This window comes from Thalassovita mediterranea (assembly GCA_019448215.1).
GTDB lineage: Bacteria > Pseudomonadota > Alphaproteobacteria > Caulobacterales > Hyphomonadaceae > Henriciella.
Map to the genome: position 1 here is coordinate 3,147,480 of CP080408.1, position 16,817 is coordinate 3,164,296.

Sequence of the window (16,817 nt, forward strand, 5' to 3'; positions counted from 1 at the left end):
ACAAGGCGCGAGACTTTCGTCCCGCGCCTTTTCTGATTCGCGCTCTCTCGGGGCCTCGGCTAGCCCTTGTTCTGGCGCCCATCGATCAGCTGATCGACGACTTCAGGCTCTGCCAGGGTCGAGGTGTCGCCAAGATTACCGAAATCGTCTTCTGCGATCTTGCGCAGGATCCGGCGCATGATCTTGCCGGAGCGGGTCTTTGGAAGCCCTGGTGCAAACTGGATGAGATCCGGGCTGGCAATCGGCCCGATTTCTGAGCGGACATGTTTGATCAGCTCTTTCTTGAGCGCCTCATTGCCTTCGACGCCCTGAACCGTGGTGACATAAGCATAGATGCCCTGTCCCTTGATATCGTGCGGATAGCCGACCACAGCGGCCTCGGCCACAGCGTCATGAGCAACAAGCGCGCTCTCGACCTCAGCCGTGCCCATCCGGTGGCCCGACACGTTGATCACGTCATCAACGCGGCCAGTAATCCAGTAGAAGCCATCCGCATCGCGCCGGCAGCCGTCGCCTGTGAAATAGTTGCCCGGATAGGCTGAGAAATACGTGTCCACGAAGCGCTCATGGTCGCCATAGACGGTGCGCATCTGTCCCGGCCAGCTGCCGGTGATGATGAGATTGCCTTGCGTCTCGCCTTCCAGCACTTCGCCTTCAGCATCGACAAGCTTCGGCACGACGCCAAAGAATGGATGGGAGCCTGCACCCGGCTTCATCACCGTGGTGCCCGGCAGTGGCACGATCATGGTGCCGCCTGTTTCCGTCTGCCACCAGGTGTCGACGATCGGACAGCGGCTGTCGCCCACCGACTTGAAATACCATTCCCAGGCTTCCGGGTTGATCGGCTCACCGACCGTGCCGAGCAGGCGCAGCGATGACCGGTCGGTCGATTTCACCGGCCCATCGCCCTCGCGCATCAGGGCGCGGATCGCGGTTGGCGCAGTGTAGAAGATCGTCACGCCATGCTTGTCGCAGACTTCCCAGAAGCGTGCCGGCGACGGATAGGTCGGCACGCCTTCGAACATGACGGACGTCGCGCCGTTGGCGAGCGGGCCATATACAATATAGGTGTGGCCCGTGACCCAGCCGACGTCAGCCGAACACCAGAAGACGTCGTCTTCTTTCAGGTCGAAGACATATTCATGCGTCATCGACGCCCAGACGAGATAGCCGCCGCAGGTGTGCAGGACGCCCTTTGGCTTGCCGGTGGAGCCTGACGTGTAAAGGATGAAGAGCGGGTCTTCCGCATTCATCGGCTCTGGCGGACAGGTATCGGCGACGTCAGCGCCAATCTCATGCAGCCAGACATCGCGGCCGTCGGTCATCTCCACATCACCGCCTGTGCGCTCAATGACGAGAACCTTCTCGACCATGCCCTTGGCAAGCTCGCAGGCCCGGTCCGTGTTCGCCTTGAGCGGCACCTTGCGGCCACCGCGCACGCCTTCGTCGGCGGTCACGATGAATTTCGATTCGCAGTCCATGATCCGGCCCGCCAGTGCCTCCGGCGAGAAGCCGCCAAAGACCACCGAATGGATCGCCCCAATCCGTGCGCAAGCTAGCATCGCCATTGCCGCCTCGGGGATCATCGGCATGTAGAGCGTAACCCGGTCACCCTTCTTGACGCCCATTTCCTTGAGGACGTTCGAGAAGCGGCAGACCGCGTGGTAGAGCTGGCGATAGGTCAGCGTGTGGCTGTCATCCGGCTCATCGCCTTCCCAGATGATTGCGGGCTTGTCGCCGCGCGTCTCCAGCTGCCGGTCGAGGCAGCTTTCAGTGACGTTTAGCGTGCCGTCGGCAAACCAGCGAACATGAAGGTCCTTCTTGTCCCAGGAGACGTCCTTTACCTGCGTGAACGGCTCCATCCACTCGATACGCTTACCGTGTTCAGCCCAGAAACTCTCCGGGTCCTCGACGGACGCCTTGTACATCTCGGCATATTTCTCAGGCGTGAGATTAGCCTGTTTGGCAAAGGCCTCTGGAACGGGATGGTTGGACACGTCTTGGCTCATTGGCGGCGCTGGCTCCCTTGGTTCTGTTACTGATGGGCGCTGCGCGATGCGCGCCCTTATCTGACCGGGTAAACATGAGCGCTCAGGGCTGCAATGTGAACCCCGTCCCCATCGTCAATCACCGGCCTGCCTGTCTCACCTGCAAAACACCTCGCAGCAAGAATAGGCAGGCCGGCAATTATGAGAGCGCGATGAGGCGCTAGTACCAGGCGCGAATGCCGATGAGGAATGCGGTGGCGTCCGCCTCCCCGCCAGCGGCTTCGATGTAGTCCGCCGTGTCGCCAAAGCTGCGCTGGTACTCAACACCGATATAGGGCGCGAACTCCCGCTTGATCTCATAGCGAAGACGAAGCCCCGCGCTCAGCGAGACAAGGCCAGCACCGGTTTCAAGTTCAGGAATGTCCTGCGCGGAAAACTCCATCTCGGCGCGCGGTTGCAGGATGAGCCGCTGGGTCAGCAAAAGTTCATACTCAGTTTCAATGCGCGAGGTGAGATCCCCATCGGCGGACAGGAAGGCGGCTGCATCAACCTCGAACAGGTAAGGCGCGAGGCCCTGAACGCCCGCGACAGCATGGGTGCGGCCGAGAGGTTCAAAGTCCTGCCTGACGCCGAGCTGGAGATCGAAGTAAGAAGAGATCGCACGCGACCAGAGCGCCTGAACCTCAGCCTCTTCGAGCTCCCCTTCGTCTGGCAGATATTCAAGCTCGGTCTTGAACCAGAGCTTGTTGATATCCCCGCCAATCCAGGCATTCCCGTCGAGCAGCAGGACATCTTCATCATCAAAGGACTGAAGCTCGAAGCGCTCTGCCTGCAGATAGCTTGTGCGAAGGTCGCCATGACTGGACAGCACCTGATCGCGGGCCTCGGCCATTTCCGCCTCGCCCCAGATCTCATCCGCCTGCCCCCAGGGCTTCTGCGTTTCCTGTGACAGAGCCACGGGCGCCACAAATAGCGCCGCCATTCCTGCGAGCGCTGCACTCCTGATCATCGACTGTCTCATTGGTGACCTCCGTGATCCTTGTGCTGGCTCATATCATGGCCCTCATGCTGCATGCCTGAATGGCCATCATGGTTCATGGCCCCGTGATCCATTTTGCTGTGGCCCATGTTCCCGTGGTCCATCCCCTCATGGTTCATGCTGCCATGATCCATCTCGCCGTGCTGGCTATGGTCCATGCCTTCATGCTCGGCATGTCCCTGATGGCTGTCGGCAGGCGCGGCGGCCGCATCATCCGCCGCAGGGATGACCGAAACGACATTCATCATGCCGGCATGCATGTGGAACAGGAGGTGGCAGTGGAATGCCCAGTCGCCGACATGTTCTGACGAGACATCAAAAGCGACCTTGTCACCGGGCTTCACGATGACGGTGTGCTTGCGCGGACGATGATTGCCGCCGCCATTCTCCAGTTCGAAGAACATGCCGTGCAGATGAATCGGATGGGGCATCATCGTGTCGTTCACCAGCATGAACCGGACCCGCTCCCCTTCATTCAGGCGGATAGATTCGGTGACTTCGGAGAACTTCACACCATCGAACGACCACATGTAGCGGTGCATGTTCGAGGTCAGGTGGATTTCAAGCTCACGCTCTGGCGGACGCGTGTCATAGTTAGGCTCCAGCGAGCGCAGGTCCGCATATGTCAGCACGCGGTGAGGGACGTCCTCAAGGCCAATGCCCGGCTCATCGAGGCGGCTGACCGGCATCATCGCCAGACCGGCGACGCCCGGCCCATCGGCGTGATTGTGAGCCTGCATCCCCCCCTCCATGGACGACATATCGTGGCCTGAGTGATCCATCCCAGACATGTCATGACCAGAGTGGTCCATGCCCGACATATCGCCATGGGTCGAATGATCCATCTTGGACATGTCGTGTCCTTCATGGTTCATGCCGCCCATATCATGCCCCTCATGGGACATGGCCGCTGCCTCACCCTGTCCGGCTTTCATGCCGGACATGTCGTGCCCCCCATGGCTGCCATGGTCCATCGCCATGTCTTTCATGGTGAGCGTCGGCACAGGGCGCAGCGCTGGCGCCTCTGCCCGCATGCCGGCACGCGGCCCGAGTGTCGCGACCGCCTGACCTGAGCGGTCGATCGATTCAGCAACGAAGGCGTAGGCCTTGGCATCCTGCGGCTCTACTATGACGTCATAGGTTTCAGCGACGCCAATCTGGAACTCGTCTGTCTCGACAGGCCGCACATTGAGTCCGTCAGCAGCAACGACCGTCATCGGCAGGCCCGGTAGACGGACATTGAAGATCGACATGGCCGACGCATTGATGATGCGAAGACGCACCCGCTCGCCGGGCTCGAAGACGCCATTCCAGTTGTCGAAGGTCGAGTGCCCGTTGATGAGATAGGTATAGGTCGCCCCAGTGACGTCCGCAATGTCGCGCGGGCTCATCCGCATGCTGCCCCACATGGCGCGGTCTGCCAGCGCGTCGCCAAAGCCCTCGTCACCGGCGTCCTCAGCAAAGTCGCCAAGCGTGCGCTGGTTGAAATTATAGGTCTCCGCCGAGGCTTTCAGCTTCTCGAATATCCGGTGCGGATGCTCAAAGCTCCAGTCCGACAGGACCATGACGTATTCGCGGTCATAGGTGACAGGGTCAGCGCCAGCCGGGTCGATGATCAGCGGGCCATAATGGCCCTGCTGTTCCTGGAGCCCGGAATGCGAGTGATACCAATAGGTGCCTGACTGCGGCACGGCGAATTTGTACTGGAAGGTCTCGCCGGGCTTGATGCCCGGGAAGGAAACGCCCGGCACGCCGTCCATGTAAAACGGCACAAGAAGCCCATGCCAGTGGATGCTCGTATCAGCTTTCAGGCGGTTGGTGACGTTGAGTGTCACCTCTTCGCCTTCGCGGAACCGGATCAGCGGCGCAGGCAGCGTTCCATTGACGCCAACCGCGTGACCCATCTTGCCGCCGATATTGACGGCGAACTCGCCGACATCGAGATCGAAATTATTGCCCGTGAGCGTGGTGATGCCTGTATTGCCGTGCACGGCGCTGCGGGCCCATGCCGGCAGCAGGCTGGCACTGCCAATCGCAGCGCTGGAGCCGAGCGCGGCGCCTAGAAATGATCGTCTGTTGAACATTGTAAAATCGGTCTTTCATCTTGTTCTTGAACGGGAAACGGGCGGCACGCGAGGGGTGCCGCATCTGCCGTGCAAGGATCAGATGAGAAGGCTGATTTTCTGGTGCGTGAGCGTATCTGGGCGGATAGGGGGCTCGTCACCGGGCGGCCACACAGCCCGTTCGGGGACGTCTTTCTCCGCATCGAACTGCAAGGCCGCGGGAATGACGAAGACAGGCGCCGGAAGCTTTTCGAATACCGGTGTCAGGTCGGGTGCGATCGAGATGCGGTTCAGCAGCGAGCGGGCACAACCCTCACAATCCTCGCTGCCATGATCATGCGCCGGGGCCGGTTGCTCGGACGCCATATGATGGGCATGGTCATGCTGGTGATGCTCCATGGTCGGCATGGCGGGCGCGGGCTCAGCAGGCGTCGATGCACCAGCCGAGAAGACTGCGCAGCCGATCAGACCTGCACTCACGAAGAGCGCGAGCACGCTGAGGCCGAGGAGACGAAGCGACGTAACCATTGAGACTAAAAATAAGGGAGTTTGGTCCAGAAGCAACGTGGCAATCCATCAGGGGGCCACTGAAGCATGCTGGAAATCCGCCTGGCACGGGCACTAGGACTTGAACCCAGGACCTGCGGTTTTGGAGACCGCCGCTCTACCAGCTGAGCTATACCCGCTCAGGCGAAGCGGTGTAATGCCTGATCAGGCGATGAGTTGCAACAGCCCAGATGGGCTGTCCTGCAAAAGGCCTCAGACGCTCCAGGGCCACTTGTCCCAACCGAGCAGCCTGCGAGTCTCCTGCGCATCGAATTTATAGGCATCCTCGAGAAAGGCTCTGTCGGCGGGCGAAAGGCTTTCATCGTCGCTGGCGCTATTGTGGCGCGGCTCCGGCTCGAAGGCAAAGCGATCAACGCCAAGGAAGTCCGTCACCTTGTCGAGCGTCTCCTGAGGGGATTTGGAGAGGTATTCGCTGCGCAGAAAAAGAAGCTGGTCATCGCGGAAGAGGCGCTGAAGGTTGCGGACCTGATGGGCGTAATAGCCGCGTGCGAGCTGACTGCGCTCGCGGTCCTGTTTTGGCAGGCTCCGGCGCGCACGCTCCCGCTCAGTGCGGATGGCGTCAGAGAAGCTCGCGCCTTCACGCTGCAGACGTTTGTCCATGCGAAAGTGCGACCAGGCGCGCTCAACCGGGTCGCGCAGGAGGGTGATTACCTTGATCTCGGGATTGTAGCGCCAGAGCCGCTCCAGTGAGCCGGTCCACCATGTGAGGATCGGCGTCGCCTCGCCGAGCCTTGCGCCTTCTGCCTGACGCTGCCATTCAAACTGACGGTGATAGATGGCGTAGTCGATGAAAGGAATGTGCGTCGGCGGGCGCTTGTCGAAGAAGTGAACCTCCTTCTTCTTCGCCATGGCGATACCCGGGTGCTGGCGCAGATAGGCATCAAGCGACGTGGTGCCGCCCTTCTGAACGCCGGCAATCATGAAATCGATACGCTTTGGCATGCTCCCGTGTTGGCAAAAGCTGCCGTGATCAGCAACGAAAAAAAGGGCCGCCTCTTACGAGACGGCCCTCTTGTCTGCTTTTCAGCCTGTTGAGAGGCTGAACGGTCTTACTTGCTTACGCTGGAGACGACGCCAGCACCGACGGTGCGGCCGCCTTCGCGGATTGCGAAGCGAAGACCCTGGTCCATGGCGATCGGCGCGATGAGCTCGACTTCCATTTTGACGTTGTCGCCCGGCAGGACCATTTCCTTGTCCGCTGGAAGCTTCACAACACCCGTCACGTCCGTGGTACGGAAGTAGAACTGTGGACGGTAGTTGGTGAAGAATGGCGTGTGACGGCCACCCTCTTCCTTGGTCAGGATGTAGGCTTCTGCCTCGAACGTCGTGTGCGGGGTGATCGAACCTGGCTTACAGAGAACCTGGCCACGCTCAACGCCCTCACGGTCGATACCGCGGATCAGTGCGCCGATATTGTCGCCAGCCTGGCCCTGGTCGAGCAGCTTGCGGAACATCTCAACGCCCGTAACGGTCGTCTTCTGCGTATCGCGGATACCGACGATCTCGACTTCTTCACCAACCTTGATGATGCCCGTCTCGACGCGGCCGGTCACAACCGTACCACGGCCAGAGATCGAGAAAACGTCCTCGACCGGCATCAGGAACGGCTTGTCCAGCGGACGGTCCGGGGTCGGGATGTACTCGTCGACAGCCTTCATCAGCTCGAGGATCTTCTCCTTGCCGATGTTCTCGTCGCGGCCTTCGACAGCTGCGAGTGCAGAACCGGAAACGATCGGAATGTCGTCGCCCGGGAAGTCGTAGGACGACAGAAGTTCACGGACTTCCATCTCGACGAGCTCGAGGAGCTCTTCGTCGTCGACCTGGTCAACCTTGTTGAGGAACACGACCAGCGCAGGAACGCCGACCTGACGTGCAAGCAGGATGTGCTCGCGGGTCTGCGGCATCGGGCCGTCAGCTGCGTTCACAACCAGGATCGCGCCGTCCATCTGAGCCGCACCGGTGATCATGTTCTTCACATAGTCAGCGTGGCCCGGGCAGTCGACGTGAGCATAGTGACGCTCGTCCGTCTCATACTCGACGTGCGCGGTGTTGATGGTGATGCCGCGTGCTTTTTCTTCCGGGGCGTTGTCGATGTCCGCATAGGACTTCGCTGCGCCGCCATAAACTTCTGCAAGCGTCATCGTGATCGCTGCCGTCAGCGTCGTCTTGCCATGGTCAACATGGCCGATCGTGCCGATGTTTACGTGCGGCTTGTTCCGCGCAAACTTCTCTTTGGCCATAACACGGCCTCCTCTAGCTACTGTCCGGCCCGCCGGACGGGGGGTGATGCTTCCTTTTGCCAGCGGGCCTTTGATTCCCGTTGAAGCGGGCGACATACACATGCGCGCGCGCGCTTTCAAGCACCCATGACAATTCAAGCGCAGGAGCCGGGCTTTGGTCTTGACAGCCAGCGGCTCAGGCAGTCTCCCTTCCCCCATATGAGCCAGACAACAGCTTTCCACACATTCGGCACGCCAGAGACGCTCCACGTGGACGCAGCGCACTGGATCGAGACCCGCCTCGCCGACGCACTTGCCCGCCGCGGCAAGGCCAGCCTCATCTGTTCGGGCGGCTCCACGCCGGGGCCGGTCTACCGAGAGCTGTCGCAGATTGACCTCGACTGGTCGAAAGTTAGCGTCGGCCTCGCTGATGAGCGCTGGGTCGATGCGTCCGATGAAGCCTCGAACGAGAGACTGGTCCGCGAGACACTGGTCCAGAACAAGGCGGCCGAAGCAGCGTTCATACCAATGAAGACCGCTGCCGCCTCACCCTTCGACGCTGTCGAGGAGGTGGACGCGCTCTATCGCCCGATCACCTCGCCCGTCGATGTGATGGTGCTGGGCATGGGCGCCGACGGCCACACGCTCTCCTGGTTTGCAGACGCCAAAGGCCTCGACGAAGCCATGTCGCCGGATACCACCCGGAACGTGGCCGCCATCGAAGCCGAGAAGTCGAAGACCACCGGCGACCACACGCTGCGCATGACGCTGACCCTGCCGGTTGTCGCCCGCGCGCGCTACATCCTGCTCCTGATGAGCGGCGACAAGAAACGCACCGTGTTCGAGCGCCGCAACAGCGCCCACCCCGTCACACAGATGCGCAAAGCCGCAGGCGACGCGCTGACTATTTTTTCCTGCTCCTGACCCAAGGCTAACCAATGACACTGCATGACCATGCCGATCGGCTGCGTGCCCTGCCCTTCCGCACCATACTGAGCGTCCGGGCTGCCACCAAACCCCTCTCGGCGGCTGGCTGGAACGTCGACCTGTCGCGTCACTATCTCGACACAGACGCAAACGCGGCGCTGTTCGCCTTTGCAGAGGACATGAAGCTGAAGACCGCTATCGATCAGCTGTTCGATGGCGAAATGGTCAATCCATCCGAAGGGCGCGCCGCGCTTCACTGGGCACTGCGGGCGAAGGAGCCGGAAAACGAAACGGTCCGCGACGTTCGCCAGAGCGTCGTCGATGCAGAAACACTCGCGCAGGAAATTGCCTGGTCCAGCCGCAAGGGCGCGACCGGCGAGCGCTTCAAGGCCGTCGTGCATATCGGCATTGGCGGTTCTGACTTTGGCCCGCGCCTCATCGCAGATGCTTTCGAGGACCGCCGCCGCGAGGACATCGAGCTGCGCTATTGCGCCAATCTCGACCCGCTGGACCTCGACCTCGCCTTGAAGGGTCTCGACCCGGCGCAGACGCTGATCGTGGGCGTTTCCAAATCCTTCGGCACGGAAGAAACACTGTATAATCTCAGCCGCGCCCGCGACTGGGTAAAGGCTTCAATTCCAAAGGGTTGGAGCAAACACTTCGCGCTCATCACAGCGAATCGCGGCCGCGCCGTCGAATGGCTGGATGGCGCAGACGGCCTCATCCTCAACCTGCCCGAAACGATCGGCGGGCGCTTCTCCATCTGGTCGGCAGGGTCGCTGGCCTGCTCCATCGCGCTGCAGTCAGATGTCATGGAAGACTTCCGCGCTGGCGCCGAAGCCATGGACCAGCATGTTGCCACCGCTGATATCGCAGACAATCTCGCGATCCGTCTCGCCCTGCTCGACTATTGGAACGCGACAATACTCGGCTTTGGCGCACGCGCGCTGCTCGCCTATTCGCGCCGCCTGAGGCTTCTGCCGGCCTACCTTCAGCAGCTTGAAATGGAATCGAACGGCAAGTCGGTGCGCCCCGACGGGCGACCCGTCTCAGGCCCGACGGCGCCCCTCCTCTGGGGCGGCGAAGGCACGATCGGCCAGCACTCCTACCATCAGTGGCTGCATCAGAGCCCATCCATGGTCCCCGCAGAGTTCATCCTCGCCCCTGGCGAGACGTCCGATTCGGATGGTGTTACGGGCCTCACGGCCCATGCGCTCGCGCAGGCAGAGGTTCTGGCGAATGGGCGGTCACTTGCGGATGTGCAGGCAGATGAGCCAGACCTGCCACTGGAAATCGCTGCACAGAAAGTTCACGCAGGCGGGCGTCCATCCACGATCCTGCATGCGCCGCGTCTCACCCCGTACCGCCTCGGCAGTCTGATCGCTCTGTTCGAGCACCGCACCTATCTTGCGGGCAAGCTCTGGGGCCTCAACAGCTTTGACCAATGGGGCGTAGAGCGCGGCAAGACCATGGCCGGACGGCTGAAGCCTGCCTTGCGCGGTGAGCGCCAGGCAAGCGACGCCATCACCGCAAAGCTGATCGCCGCGATCCGTTCCTAAGTTCTGGTTGTACGGAAAAATCCGTTAGCTGATCTTGTCGACCTGCGAGTATTCGAGATCGACAGGCGTTGCGCGCCCAAAGATCGAGACCGACACTTTCAGGCGGCCAGCTGCTTCGTCGACTTCTTCCACGCCGCCTTCGAAGCCCTGGAACGCGCCTTCGTTGACGCGGACCTGCTCGCCAATCTCGAACGAGATTTGCGGACGTGGACGTTCAGCTGCTGGCTCGTCTGCCGTGCCAAGGATACGGTCAACTTCGCGCTGCGGCACTGGCAGCGGGCGTTTGCCGCCTTCAGCACCGAGGAAGCCTGAAACTTTCGGCGTGTCACGAACAAGGTGATAGACGTCGTCGGTCAGGTTTGCCTTCAGCAGGACGTAGCCCGGGAAGTAACGCTTCTCGACAGTCTTCTTCTTGCCGCGAACGACTTCAACGACTTCTTCAGTCGGAACTTCAATCTCTTCGATCAGCTCGGACAGGTTCTTGAGGTTCGCCTGATCGCGAATGGTCTGGGCGACCTTCTTCTCAAAGTTCGAGTAAGCGTGAACGATATACCATTTGGCCTCGGCCATGGGCGGGGCACTCCTTGAAATTTGTTAGGCGCCAAGACCGGTGATCAGACGGATCACGATACCGATTACGAAATCGGCGCTGAACAGGAAAAGTGCCACGAGGATCGACATGATCACGACCATGATGGTCGCCTGCACCGTTTCCTGCGGCGAAGTCCATGTCACCTTGCGGCCTTCCGCCTCGACCTGGCGAGCGAAGGTCACAGGGTCCACGCTTTTTTTCTTGTCCTTATCGGCCATCAAATACGTCCTGAAAGTCCGGGGAATTGTTACGGTCTCGACCGTATCGATGCACCGCCATACTCTTCCTTGCGCTGATTGTGAAGGCATGTGGGTGCAGGAAGTTCTGCAGGCAAGGTCGTAGCGCCTGCTGAGGCGCTATTTCCCCTGCCAGTTGCTCACGCTCAGGCCCGCACAATCTGTCCGCATTGCGAACAATCCACCTGCAAAAGGCTGGGTATCCATCTGGAAGCCGGTCAGCCCCGTACGCGCTGTCGTGATGTAGAGCGTCCTGAGGTCGCTATCACCGAAGCAGAGGCCCGTCGGGCGCACCGTAGCGAGGGATACGACGCTGTCGACCGCCCCGTCTGGCCGGTACCTGACAATACGCGCGCCGTCCCACTCCGCGTTCCAGACAAATCCTTCAGCATCGACGGCGCATCCATCCGGATACCCTGCCCCCGCACTGGTCGTCGCAAAGACACGGCGGCCTTCAAGAGCCCCATCTTCGCGGACGTCAAACGCCAGTATCTCCTGCTCGGTGGTGTCCGCCGTGTAAAACACCCGCCCGTCCGGCGAAAAACACCCCGTGGAGGGAATGATCACGGGGCGCACATCCAGTTTTTCCAGTTCCCGGTCACCGCGTAGCCTGTACCAGACAGATCTTGCCTGCTTCTCGGCGCTGTCCATGACGGCAAACCAGAAGCTGCCATCGGGCCCGCAACCGCCGCAATTGATGCGAAGGTCAGCGACATCGCCGTCGAGCTTCGCAATCTGCCGATAGTCTTCGGTTTCGATATCGAAGAGGCCGACTTCCAGCCCGCCAGCCATAAGCAACTGGCCGCCCGCCAGGGCGAGCGCGCTTGCCTTTAGCGGCAGGTCATAGCGCCGCGTATTGCCGGTTTTCGGCTTGAAACGGTGAAGCTTCGCGCGGTTTGGGTCGACCCAAAAAAGGAGGCCTTCACTGGCGCTCCAGACCGGGCTCTGACCGAGCAGACAACTTGTGGGGGCAACGCATTGCGGATCAGCTGGCTTCATGCCTCGGCTGTAGCTGCGTTTGCGCGGATGCAAAAGCCACTCGCCTGATTTCTGTAACGCGCAAAAGAAAAGCGGCGCCGATTGAGGCACCGCTTTCCGGTAATTTCTGGTCTGTTTGACCGTCTACATCACACTTCGACCGCGGACTGCGCGAGCGATAAAGCTGATCACCAGCAGTGCGAGGAAAACGAAGAACAGGATCTGCGCGATACCTGCCGAAGCACCGGCGATGCCACCGAAACCGAAGACTGCGGCGATGATAGCCAGTACGAAGAATGTAAGTGCCCAACCAAGCATGATTGATCTCCTTAGTTACGTGTTACGGCCCGATGCCGTTGATGAGAAAACGGGCATAGGGCCAAACCGGTTCCGGAAATTAATTTTGGAACTCTGTGAAGGAGGAGGTCGTTTCTGCTTGTCCGCGACTAGAAAGGATACAGTCATGAAAAAGAACCCAATCATGATCGCAGGAATCAGCCTGATGGCGCTTCTGGCGGCAGGCTGCAACACGGTCGAAGGCGCTGGCGAAGACGTCGAGGCGACTGGCGAGGCGATTGAAGATACAGCCAACGACGCTGGCGCCTAGCACGGCGCACAATCAAGCAAATTTAAAGCCCGGCCAAAATTGTTGGCCGGGCTTTTTCAATGGTTCGGTTAAAAAGCTGAATTTCGGTCACGCAGTTTCTGCGATCTTCGTCTCAGCCGGAATGTAGGAAAGAAGATAGACCGTCGGTCGGATCGTGGCTCTCACTGCTTTCCGCTTGCCGGTCCTGAGGCATGACCAGAAAGCGACGCAGGCCACGCCAATCATTGAGCAGACAACATCCAGCCTGGATATGCCGCCCAGACGGCGGAAAACATATGCGACATCACCGAGTGGGCCGATCGCCGGATCATAAGGCACGGCAGGGTCTGAATTCTGGAGGATTGTCTTTTGCATGCTGACTTTACGCTGCTGACACGGCGCAGTTCCCACGCTGGAACGAATTTCTCCAGCTGGCGTTCGAAATTCAAGCACTTAACAATGACTTCGAGGGCATCATGGCCAAGAACCACGGACCGACCGTCAAGGACGATGAGACTTACGAAGCGCTCAGAGATGAGGGCTATTCGAAATCGACTGCAGCACGTATCGCCAATGCTAAAGCCAACCCTGATCAGGCCCCGTCCGAAAAGGGCGGCAAGTCGCCAGCCTATGAAGACTGGACGAAGGAAGAGCTTTATGATCGCGCGCAGGAACTCGATATTGAAGGTCGATCGGACATGGACAAGGACGAGCTGATCAAAGCCCTTCGGGAGAGCCGATGAGCAAAATTTGTGCGCTGGTCAATCCGCACTCCGGGAGCGTACCCGAGGACGGTGCAGCAGAACTTCGCAATGCGCTCGAAGAGATGGGCCACGAGGCCGAAATCATCGAGATCGAAATCGATCAGCTCGTCGACCAGATCAAAAAGGCTATCGCCGACGCGCCGGACATTCTGATTGTCTGGAGCGGTGACGGTACGATTGCCTGCGCTTTCGAACATGCGGGGCCTGACGGTCCTCTCATCCTGCCCTTGCCGGGCGGCACGATGAATCTGTTCCACAAGCAGATACATGGCGGCGTCTGTGAATGGCAGGAATGCCTTGAGCGCGCGCTCGGCAGTGGCAAGGAGATTGACGTCCCTGCCGGCAAGGCGGGCGAGCGAACCTTTTATGTCGCTGCGATGGTTGGCAATCTCACAGATCTGACGGGCCCACGCGAGGCCATTCGCAAAGGTCATCTGCTCGAAGCGCTTGAAACGCTGAGCGGCAGCGACGTTCTCGATCTTCGAACAAACATGACGTTCGACGTGGAGAAGTCAGACGGTAAGTCAGTGCATGGTTTTGCGACGGCGGTGTCTGTGTTCGTTGGCACCCAGCAGGACGAGATGCTGGAGTTCGCCTACATTGATCCGGACAACCCGCTTGAACTCGCAGCGGCTGGCTTCGGTGCCCTTTTCGACGATTGGCGCAACGCGACAGGTGTGACGTCAGAGCATATTCGTTCCGGTAAACTCGAGCATGAGCGCGGTCTCGACCTGCGCGTAACGCTGGATGGGGAGCCTGTGCGCCTTACATCGGGCACTAGGTTTACAAGGATCGCAAAAGCGGGGCGGGCCCTCAGCGCCAATTTGTAATGTCAAAGATTATTCAGGTCGCAGATATACATTTCGGGACAGAGAACCCGCGCGCCATCGATGCTTTCAAGGCGACGGTCGACGCACTCGAACCCGACGCAATTGCCGTTTGCGGGGATCTGACCCAGCGCGGCAAACGCGAAGAGTTTGAAGCCGCGCGCGACTGGCTCGACACGTTCTCCATTCCGAAGCTGGTTGTCGCGGGCAATCACGACACGCCCCTGCTCAACATCTATGAGCGCGTCGTCTCTCCTTTCGAGAGACATGACCGCTTCTTCGACGAATTCAGTGAGCCAGTGCACCTAGACAATGCTGTGCTGACAGGCATCAACACGGCACGCGGCTGGCAGACCCGCAAGAACTGGGCGGAAGGGTCGGTCAATCTCGACGACCTTGATGGCGCTATCTCAGCAGGCGAGGAAAAGGCCGGAAAGACAGCGTTCCTGATCTGCCACCACCCTTTCCTGTCGCCGCCTGATGCTCCGATGCGCACCTCTACCCGGCGCGGCAGGCGTGCAAGCAGGCGCCTTGCAAAAAGCGGCTTCCGCTACCTGCTGACAGGCCACGTCCACGTGCCATCCGTGACGGTGGTGGATCATGAAGACGATGCGTACATAGCTGTCTCAGCAGGCACGCTTTCAACGCGCCTGCGGGCAAACCCGGCGAGCTTCAACCTGATCGACATTTCGGGCGAAGATTGCGCAGTAACGATCTTCAATCTTCACGGTGACCGGTTCGTCCCGCTGAAGCCGCATATCCTGACACCGGATTTTGAACTCAAGGAAACCCACCTGAACGCGGATTAGAACTCGGTGGTTTTCATCACCCGTTCTGTCGCAGGCATCCTCAGCTCAACCGTATAGCCTTTTCCGGGCTCTGAATGAGAGGTCATTTCGGCGCGCAGCTGCTTGGCGAACGCCGTCATCAGCCTTGAGCCAAGACCCGTGGACTTTGGCGCGTCCTCCTGTTCGACAGCACCCTTGCCGTCATCGATGACTGACAGGACAATGTCCTCGCCATCTTCCTGAAGCTTCACCAGGATGATCCCGCCCTTGTCGTCGAACGCGTATTTCATTGCGTTCGTCACGGCTTCGAGAAGGAATAGCGCGATCGGAATGGCGTCATCTGCCGGCCGGTCGATGTCCGCGATATCCTGTTTGATCGTCACATGGATCTCATCCATGCCGAGCGCACCCGCCAGATGGGACAGCAGCGCGTCCAGGAAGGGCTGCATGTGTACCGTTTCCAGCCGCTCATGCTGGTACAGCGTCTGGTGAACAATGGAGAGCGCATCGATCCTGTGGCGCGCCGCTGAGATGACACTGCGCGCCGACGGGTCAGACACCTGACGCCGCTGCAGGTTCAGGAAACTCGCCACGATCTGGAGATTATTCTTCACGCGGTGGTGAATCTCCTTCACCGCGGAATCGCGCGTCGCGATCGCAGAGCGCAATGAGCTGTCGCGTTCTGCAATCCTGTTCGCCATCCGGTCAAAAGTGCGCGCGAAGGACTGTATCTCATCCGGCGCATTGTCGAACTCATTGCCGATCCGAAAATTATAATGGCCCTCGCCATATATCAGCGCCAGCCTGCGCAGCCTCGCGAGCCATTTCAGGACCAGCGCGTCAACCGCCAGCCACGCCGCAATCAGCGCGAGCGTGAAGGAGAGGAGCGGGATACCGATCGACTCCAGCGGCTGCAGCGTAAACTCGCTGAACAGGCCCGGCGATGGGCTGGAGATGATTGCATAGATCCGGTTGTCCACGATGGCGCGAACCACGACATCGATCGCTCCCTCGTCGCCCTGGCGGTAGACAAAGAGTTCGCCATCATCATCGCCGGTCGCGCTTCTGATCCAGGATGGATCGACATTCGCAATCCGCGCGCTGCCAAAAACCTGACCGCCGCTATCCGATAGCGCCATTTCGATATCATCAGGCAGATTGGTCAGACGGATTGTGCGGATAAGTTCGTCCGTCCGCAGCGGAAACGCGATTGCGCCGCGAAACTCACCGTCGGGCCCCTCTACCCGCCGCAGAACCGAGAAGAGCCACGCCTGGCTTTGCGGACCGAAGAAAGCATCCGTACGGACTTTCATTTCGCCCTGACGAAGAAGTTCGAATGCTTCAGGCTGAGCGATCGGCGTGCCAGCTTCCTGCAGCGCCGAACACTGCGAAATACCGTCGACACCGAAATAGGCGATATTGGACAGCTGCGGCACGCGCGGCGACAAGGTCGCGAAGACGCCGCGGCAATCTCCATTCACAATGTCGGCTTCATAGATTTGCTGAAGCGTGTCGACCGTCGACAATACCTGCTCGACTTCATCAATCGCGCGGTCGGAGATCTCGACCAGGTTGGAGCGCCGGTCGGCGCGCGCATCCTGCGCGTTCAGATAGGTGCGAAAGCTCGCGAAAATGAGGATCGGAGTCAAAGCGGCCGCGATCGTTATCAACAATCGCAGCCTCA

At 59.9% G+C, this 16,817-nt stretch carries 18 protein-coding genes and 1 tRNA gene; 6 read left to right on the forward strand and 13 right to left on the reverse strand.

The window, feature by feature from the left end:
* Positions 1–59 precede the first annotated feature (59 nt).
* The 7 genes from acs to tuf form a co-directional block, all read right to left on the reverse strand.
* Positions 60–2,009 (reverse strand): acetate--CoA ligase, encoded by a 1,950-nt coding sequence (acs, locus tag KUV46_15410; GenBank protein QYJ00699.1) that lies wholly within the window; start codon positions 2,007–2,009, stop codon positions 60–62.
* Positions 2,010–2,208: 199 nt separating this feature from the next.
* Complete coding sequence (locus KUV46_15415) at positions 2,209–3,009, reverse strand: copper resistance protein B (protein ID QYJ00700.1); 801 nt, start codon at positions 3,007–3,009, stop codon at positions 2,209–2,211.
* The gene (locus tag KUV46_15420) at positions 3,006–5,111 is read right to left on the reverse strand and encodes a copper resistance system multicopper oxidase (GenBank protein ID QYJ00701.1); all 2,106 of its coding nucleotides are present in this window, start codon (positions 5,109–5,111) and stop codon (positions 3,006–3,008) included. Before KUV46_15420 ends, KUV46_15415 begins: the two co-directional genes overlap by 4 nt.
* Before the next feature lie 78 nt (positions 5,112–5,189).
* The gene (locus KUV46_15425) at positions 5,190–5,618 is read right to left on the reverse strand and encodes a hypothetical protein (GenBank protein QYJ00702.1); all 429 of its coding nucleotides are present in this window, start codon (positions 5,616–5,618) and stop codon (positions 5,190–5,192) included.
* Between the two features lie 82 nt (positions 5,619–5,700).
* Positions 5,701–5,776 (reverse strand) — tRNA-Trp (locus tag KUV46_15430).
* 73 nt (positions 5,777–5,849) lie between these two features.
* A complete protein-coding gene (locus tag KUV46_15435; GenBank protein ID QYJ00703.1) occupies positions 5,850–6,599 on the reverse strand; it encodes a sulfotransferase domain-containing protein in 750 nt (249 codons plus the stop codon).
* A 107-nt stretch (positions 6,600–6,706) separates the two neighbouring features.
* Complete coding sequence (tuf, locus tag KUV46_15440; protein QYJ00704.1) at positions 6,707–7,897, reverse strand: elongation factor Tu; 1,191 nt, start codon at positions 7,895–7,897, stop codon at positions 6,707–6,709.
* Positions 7,898–8,095: 198 nt separating this feature from the next.
* Between tuf and pgl the strand changes: the two genes are divergently transcribed.
* Together pgl and pgi are read left to right on the forward strand one after the other, a co-directional pair.
* Positions 8,096–8,800, forward strand: a complete 705-nt coding sequence (gene pgl, locus KUV46_15445) for a 6-phosphogluconolactonase (protein ID QYJ00705.1) — start codon at positions 8,096–8,098, stop codon at positions 8,798–8,800.
* A 14-nt stretch (positions 8,801–8,814) separates the two neighbouring features.
* Positions 8,815–10,362: a glucose-6-phosphate isomerase gene (gene pgi, locus KUV46_15450; protein QYJ00706.1), complete on the forward strand. Its 1,548-nt coding sequence runs from the start codon at positions 8,815–8,817 to the stop codon at positions 10,360–10,362.
* 24 nt (positions 10,363–10,386) lie between these two features.
* On the opposite strand, the gene nusG is transcribed toward pgi, so the two are convergent.
* The 4 genes from nusG to KUV46_15470 form a co-directional block, all read right to left on the reverse strand.
* Positions 10,387–10,932, reverse strand: coding sequence for a transcription termination/antitermination protein NusG (gene nusG, locus KUV46_15455; protein ID QYJ00707.1), 546 nt, complete (start codon positions 10,930–10,932; stop codon positions 10,387–10,389).
* A 24-nt stretch (positions 10,933–10,956) separates the two neighbouring features.
* Positions 10,957–11,172 carry a preprotein translocase subunit SecE gene (secE, locus tag KUV46_15460; protein QYJ00708.1) on the reverse strand — a complete coding sequence of 72 codons (216 nt, stop codon included), beginning with the start codon at positions 11,170–11,172 and terminating at the stop codon, positions 10,957–10,959.
* Positions 11,173–11,310: 138 nt separating this feature from the next.
* Positions 11,311–12,189 (reverse strand): SMP-30/gluconolactonase/LRE family protein, encoded by an 879-nt coding sequence (locus KUV46_15465; protein QYJ00709.1) that lies wholly within the window; start codon positions 12,187–12,189, stop codon positions 11,311–11,313.
* A 123-nt stretch (positions 12,190–12,312) separates the two neighbouring features.
* Positions 12,313–12,486, reverse strand: coding sequence for a DUF1328 domain-containing protein (locus KUV46_15470; protein ID QYJ00710.1), 174 nt, complete (start codon positions 12,484–12,486; stop codon positions 12,313–12,315).
* Positions 12,487–12,631: 145 nt separating this feature from the next.
* Between KUV46_15470 and KUV46_15475 the strand changes: the two genes are divergently transcribed.
* Positions 12,632–12,775: an entericidin A/B family lipoprotein gene (locus KUV46_15475; GenBank protein ID QYJ00711.1), complete on the forward strand. Its 144-nt coding sequence runs from the start codon at positions 12,632–12,634 to the stop codon at positions 12,773–12,775.
* A gap of 87 nt (positions 12,776–12,862) precedes the next feature.
* Here KUV46_15475 and KUV46_15480 read toward each other — a convergent pair whose 3' ends face one another.
* Positions 12,863–13,129 (reverse strand): hypothetical protein, encoded by a 267-nt coding sequence (locus tag KUV46_15480; protein ID QYJ00712.1) that lies wholly within the window; start codon positions 13,127–13,129, stop codon positions 12,863–12,865.
* A 101-nt stretch (positions 13,130–13,230) separates the two neighbouring features.
* Between KUV46_15480 and KUV46_15485 the strand changes: the two genes are divergently transcribed.
* Genes KUV46_15485 through KUV46_15495 form a run of 3 tightly spaced genes read left to right on the forward strand, consistent with a single transcriptional unit; the run spans position 13,231 to position 15,154 of the window.
* The gene (locus KUV46_15485; protein ID QYJ00713.1) at positions 13,231–13,497 is read left to right on the forward strand and encodes a Rho termination factor N-terminal domain-containing protein; all 267 of its coding nucleotides are present in this window, start codon (positions 13,231–13,233) and stop codon (positions 13,495–13,497) included.
* Positions 13,494–14,348 (forward strand): hypothetical protein, encoded by an 855-nt coding sequence (locus KUV46_15490; GenBank protein QYJ00714.1) that lies wholly within the window; start codon positions 13,494–13,496, stop codon positions 14,346–14,348. Before KUV46_15485 ends, KUV46_15490 begins: the two co-directional genes overlap by 4 nt.
* Positions 14,348–15,154, forward strand: coding sequence for a metallophosphoesterase (locus KUV46_15495; GenBank protein ID QYJ00715.1), 807 nt, complete (start codon positions 14,348–14,350; stop codon positions 15,152–15,154). Before KUV46_15490 ends, KUV46_15495 begins: the two co-directional genes overlap by 1 nt.
* On the opposite strand, the gene KUV46_15500 is transcribed toward KUV46_15495, so the two are convergent.
* Positions 15,151–16,803 (reverse strand): sensor histidine kinase, encoded by a 1,653-nt coding sequence (locus KUV46_15500; protein ID QYJ00716.1) that lies wholly within the window; start codon positions 16,801–16,803, stop codon positions 15,151–15,153. The two genes, KUV46_15495 and KUV46_15500, sit on opposite strands and share 4 nt — an antisense overlap.
* Positions 16,804–16,817: the final 14 nt, after the last annotated feature.